Source organism: Rhodococcus sp. P3_B8 (assembly GCF_056402775.1).
In genome coordinates, this window is record NZ_JBFUGT010000546.1 from 1 (window position 1) to 2,386 (window position 2,386).

General features: G+C 67.1%; 4 protein-coding genes. All 4 read left to right on the forward strand.

All coding sequences use genetic code 11. The features are described from left to right. The first annotated feature begins 111 nt into the window (after window positions 1-111). The 4 genes from AC1D1G_RS44300 to AC1D1G_RS44315 all read left to right on the forward strand — a co-directional run bounded on the left by AC1D1G_RS44300 (window position 112) and on the right by AC1D1G_RS44315 (window position 2,281). Window positions 112-261, forward strand: coding sequence for a hypothetical protein (locus AC1D1G_RS44300; RefSeq protein WP_198602318.1), 150 nt, complete (start codon window positions 112-114; stop codon window positions 259-261). A 242-nt stretch (window positions 262-503) separates the two neighbouring features. After that, window positions 504-896 carry an NAD(P)/FAD-dependent oxidoreductase gene (locus tag AC1D1G_RS44305; RefSeq protein WP_477956839.1) on the forward strand — a complete coding sequence of 131 codons (393 nt, stop codon included), beginning with the start codon at window positions 504-506 and terminating at the stop codon, window positions 894-896. A 94-nt stretch (window positions 897-990) separates the two neighbouring features. Then, window positions 991-1,695 (forward strand): hypothetical protein, encoded by a 705-nt coding sequence (locus tag AC1D1G_RS44310; RefSeq protein WP_477956840.1) that lies wholly within the window; start codon window positions 991-993, stop codon window positions 1,693-1,695. Between the two features lie 178 nt (window positions 1,696-1,873). Further along, window positions 1,874-2,281: a YciI family protein gene (locus AC1D1G_RS44315; RefSeq protein WP_280780227.1), complete on the forward strand. Its 408-nt coding sequence runs from the start codon at window positions 1,874-1,876 to the stop codon at window positions 2,279-2,281. Window positions 2,282-2,386 lie beyond the last annotated feature (105 nt).

A 2,386-nucleotide genomic window follows, 5' to 3' on the forward strand; every position in this document is an offset into this window, starting at 1 on the left:
GAGTGGCACGGGACCGAACATGTGGTGTACAACATAGTCGGCCACGATGTGAACCAGATCACAACCGTGACCGCGAGGCACACATATCGGTATCCGACGAAAGCAGGACACATGGCGACACCCTCGATTGCCCCGACGACTCCCACCGGACGGCAGACGCCCCGGCGCAGCGGCACCATGAGCACCGCGGAGATCAAGTCGAGGATCGAGGCCATGTTCGCCGACGACCGCAGGCCCACCCGCCCCGCAGTCACGAACTGACGAAGCTCGCCCCCGCCGACGAGGGGATCGGATGAACACAGCATGACCTGTCCGTCCGATCCCCCGCCGCGCGTCGCACAACTTCTTGGCGAACTCGGCATCGGAGGATGCGAATACGCGCTTCCACTCGAAAACGTGCAGCACTGGCAGCCATAGAACAACCGGCCGACCAGTTGTCACGCACTACGGAGACGTCGGGGGGCCCGCACCTCGGAAGACGACCGGCAGGCTACGGGGGCGCGGTGCCAGTGCCGGTACGTCGAGGGTCCGCACTGAGCCCATACCACGACGCGATACGCATCGCCGGCGCATTCGAATTGTCTGCCCGCGACGAACGGGTCCCCGAGCGGCGGATCCGACGCCTCGTGGGCCAGGTGCACCCGCACTTGGCAGGATGGGCCCCCGACACGAATGTCTACATTCGTTCCGGCAGAGCCGGATTACGACCCGCCACACCCGACAGCCTGCCGTTCATCGGCCCGGTTCCCGGTCACCGCGGCCTCTACATCGCCGCCGGCCACGGCATGTTGGGTGTCACCGTGGCACCTGCCACGGCTGAAGGGATCGCCGACATGGTCACCAGCCGTCGCATCCCGGAATCGATGCTTCCGTTCCAGTTGGCAGGACGCATCTGATGACAGAATCAGCTGCACCACGGTTCGTTGCGGACGCTGATCCCGCCCGGGACGCACGGATGACCGTAGGGATCGAGAGGGAGGACATATTCGAATGCGACGCGTCGTGCGGGCCTTCTGGGGGCCGCGGCCGGAGCCGGTCGAAACGCTGGCAGGACGGTGGCGGCAGACGTTGGAGCACGTCACGGAACTGCTGCCGGCGGCTGCGCCACCGGTGCGAGGCGAGTGGCGGCAGGTTCACGCGTCGGGACCGGACACCGCCTGTGCGCCGGACGACCTGACAGCGGTACTCCTGGACGCGCAGGGCGCTGAGGCGTGGTCGGATCTGACGGGGACCGGATTGCGACTGATACACACCGGTGCGGACGGGTGGGCGGTCGAACTGTCCGGCGTTGCGGGTGGTGCCCCACAGTTTCTCCTGCAGTCACTGGTGATGACGGTCGACGCGCCCGACGGCGCCATCGTCCCCGAATCCGAACTGCTCGCAATGCTTGCGTCGGTGTGGGAACCGGACTTCGGTGACGTCAGCGACGACGACATTCTCGATGCGCTCGAAGACGGCGCCGGGTTCGCCGTCGGCGATCCTGTCGTCGGCCGGTTCGGCTATCTGTCCGCGGCCCGCGCAGTCCTGGTACCCGACGGCCCGGGGGCGGTCCGTCAGGACACGCTGGACGGCGGCGTGCTGCTGCACATTGCAGCACCGGGCGACATCGACACGATTGTCCGCGTGTACGGCCGGTTACGGGACGCCGGCGCACTCGCGCCACTGCGACGTCCGCTCGACCGGCCGACACTGTGAGGTCCTGTGCCGCGAGCGCTGTGCACGACGCGCCCGGCTACGCAACTACRGGCCTCCGCCCCCGGTTCGGACGAGACCCAAAAGATTCTTCGGGCGGCGTGTCGAGAAATCCTGACTGGCTCCGTCTCCACAGTGAACGCGACCAGAATGGGCCGCACCACCACCGAGGAGAAACACAATGGGTAAGTATCTTCTGCTCAAGCACTACCGCGGCGCCCCGGCTGCGGTCAACGATGTGCCGATGGACCAGTGGACGCCGGAGGAGATCTCGGCCCACATCCAGTACATGCAAGACTTCGCAGACCGACTCGAAGGCACGGGCGAGTTCGTCGACGGTCAAGCGCTCGCCCCAGACGGAATGTTCGTCCGCTACGACGGCGAGGGGCGGCCACCGGTCACCGACGGCCCCTTCGCCGAGACCAAGGACCTCATCGCCGGCTGGATGATGATCGACGTCGACAGCTACGAACGCGCCATCGAGCTGGCAGGAGAGCTCTCCGCTGCTCCGGGGGCGGGAGGGAAGCCGATCCATGAGTGGCTCGAAGTGCGCCCTTTCCTCACCGAGCCGCCCACGATCACCGACTGACCCCCTCCTCCGCCAGTACCCCGAAGGTGCTCGCACAACCTCGGCCGCCGCGGACTCCGCCCCGCGGCGGCCGAGGTTGGGCGAGACGGAACCGCACACCCTCGC